The following is a 2,537-nucleotide window of genomic DNA, read 5'->3' as shown; positions in this document are numbered from 1 at the left end:
CGGCTGCAGCACGGACCGCCGCCGACCTCACCATCGTCATCGAGGACGCGTTCGCCGCCGTCCGACCGGATGAGTGCCGAAACTACCTCACCGCTGCTGGATACGATGCCTATTAGTCAACCTGAAAAAGCACGGCTCTAGTGCTCTGACGCCGGCGAAACGCACACAAAGTAGTAAGTTTTCAAGCGATGGCAGTTAGTTGGCGGAATAGCACGTGGTGGGTTCGTTGGCGTTTGTGCACTAGGGCTTGTGCATCCTAGACAAACATGCCAGTTGATCAATGAATCACAGCTCAATCCGATGCATACAGCCAACTGTGTACATTGATCGCGAAAGTATATATAGGTAAGTTTTTTTGTTTTAGGATATGTTTGAAGCAGAGATTTTTCTATTCTAACTCGCGCATCTGATTTGACAGGACAATATTTAAACTCTATTCAAGTCTAAAATTACGTCTAAGGAACGGCGTGTTGCATCTGACGTAACTCGCAGTATGAGCATATTGCCCGAAGAATGCAAGATGACATTATGCTTTGTCAAGGATATCAGTCAACTTATGCACAGTGTCGAATGGGGTTTATTTTTCGACCTTGCCCCATTTTCTCTCGAAGTAGCTCGATAGCACGCCTACGTCCTAAGCTGGAACAAGATGACCTAAGTTCATTCCAAAATATTTTAGCAGTACAGTCATCAATCGCGATTGAGGGCCGCTATGACTGCATCACCCGCGTCGATCAGCAAGCGAGCGTCGAATGCTATAGAAGCGGGAAATTTCAACCTACAATAGGGGCATTGAACGAAACCGTTGCATAGATATTTTATTAACGTAGAATGGCATAAGGCGCCGAAGAGTGTTGCAATAGACATAAGACGCGCCGGCGCATAATATGTTTTAAAATGGTTTCTTATCAGTGGCGGAGGAACCGCTTCTTTTCTATACGGAAGGTCTCCGTCTTAATTTAGATACCGTCGACCAAATCCGGACATGGATTCAATCGGACGTCAATGTCATGCAGATCTTCAGACGACACAACAAAATTCCCATCCGCCGGGCCCGGCACACTCAGTACGCGATTCTGACGGCGCGGTATTTGCACTCAAAGGGCAATAGCAATGTCTGATGTTGAATTCGCGGTCAATGGACGGTTCCTTACGCAAAATATAACTGGCGTACAGAGATATGCTAGAAATGTAGTTCTACACCTTGATGAGATCTTAAAGGCCCGTTCCACGTCAGCACCTATCTTTGCTCCTCATACCGCCCTCGACCCAGAACTGGAACGGATGCCGCTGGTAAAAATTGGACGGGTTACAGGACACGCCTGGGAGCAATTTGTCCTCCCGATGCGCTGGAATGGCCATTTACTCAACCTTTGCAATACTGCACCAGCATTGAAATCCAAACAAGTCGTATGCATTCATGACGCAAATGTTTACATAAAGCCTGAAAGCTACAGCTTTGCATTTAAAGCATATTACAGATTTTTGCAATTTCTAATCGCTCGCGGATCAGCAAAGATAACTACCGTGTCATCAAATTCAGCCGCACAAATCGCGGAACACCTGTCTTTGGATTATTCACAGATCATTGTACTACCAAACGGTCACGAGCACGCGTTAACATGGAAGCCGGAGCTCGCTAAAACAGCACCTTCGATCATAGCCAGGCCAGATGGGACGAGGGAGCGGCCGTTTGTCCTGGCGATCGGCTCTCAGGCCGAGCACAAAAACTTGAGACTCGTCACTGATATTGCCCCTAATCTTTACGAACTCGGCATAGACACGATCATTGCCGGCGGATCTGCGGCAATATTTTCCCCCCACACGTCGTCGAATATCAAAAACGTCTCATTCCTTGGGCGCATTGACGACAATGATTTGGCATTTTTGATGGACCGCGCACTATGCTTGCTGTTTCCTTCGTGGACGGAGGGATTTGGGCTCCCGATCGTCGAGGCGATGGCACGTAATTGCCCTGTCGTGTCGTCAGATCGCGCAAGCATGCCAGAAATTTGCGGCCGTGCGGCACTAATAGCCGCGCCCGACGATCCCAGAAAATGGGTTGAGCACGTGACTACATTGGTCGAAGACCCCACTCGCCGAACTGAACTTATTTTATCTGGACGAGAAAGAGTTAAACAATTTTCTTGGCATCGGACCGCCGAGGCATATGCTGATTTGATCCGCGATTGATTTTATAAATAATTATAGTCCAGTATTAGACTCGGCCGATCAGGAGATTGTTAAATATATGTCCCTCCGCTTAACTCCCACGTTGATCTACTATAAACCAAATCGCACCGTCATTTAAAATCTCAGCGAATCGCGGTGGCATTCGATTTATCACACCTCCTACTCGTTGCGTGAAACTGCCATTGAATATTACAAGAACTTAGGCTGAAAAAAGGCCGGGTCGGGACCATGACGCACGACTACAAGCGCCACGGCACGACGACCCTGTTCGCCGCCCTCGACGTGCTGGATGGCAAGGTCGTCGGCCGTTGCATGCAACGCCATCGCCATCAGGAGTTCATCCG

The 2,537-nt window shown here is 48.3% G+C and carries 1 protein-coding gene and 2 pseudogenes; all 3 read left to right on the top strand.

Annotated elements, in window-relative coordinates; translation table 11 throughout:
- Positions 1 to 116: pseudogene (locus tag MKL11_RS19440) on the top strand (IS630 family transposase); the annotation flags it as partial.
- A 997-nt stretch (positions 117 to 1,113) separates the two neighbouring features.
- Complete coding sequence (locus tag MKL11_RS19435; RefSeq protein WP_243946463.1) at positions 1,114 to 2,193, top strand: glycosyltransferase family 4 protein; 1,080 nt, start codon at positions 1,114 to 1,116, stop codon at positions 2,191 to 2,193.
- Positions 2,194 to 2,391: 198 nt separating this feature from the next.
- A pseudogene (locus MKL11_RS19430) lies at positions 2,392 to 2,537 on the top strand (IS630 family transposase); the annotation flags it as partial.

The sequence above is a fragment of the Methylobacterium sp. J-077 genome, from assembly GCF_022829365.1.
Classification (GTDB): Bacteria; Pseudomonadota; Alphaproteobacteria; order Rhizobiales; family Beijerinckiaceae; genus Methylobacterium.
The sequence above is the reverse complement of the archived record's forward strand: the minus strand, read 5'-3'. Positions and strand labels throughout refer to the sequence as shown.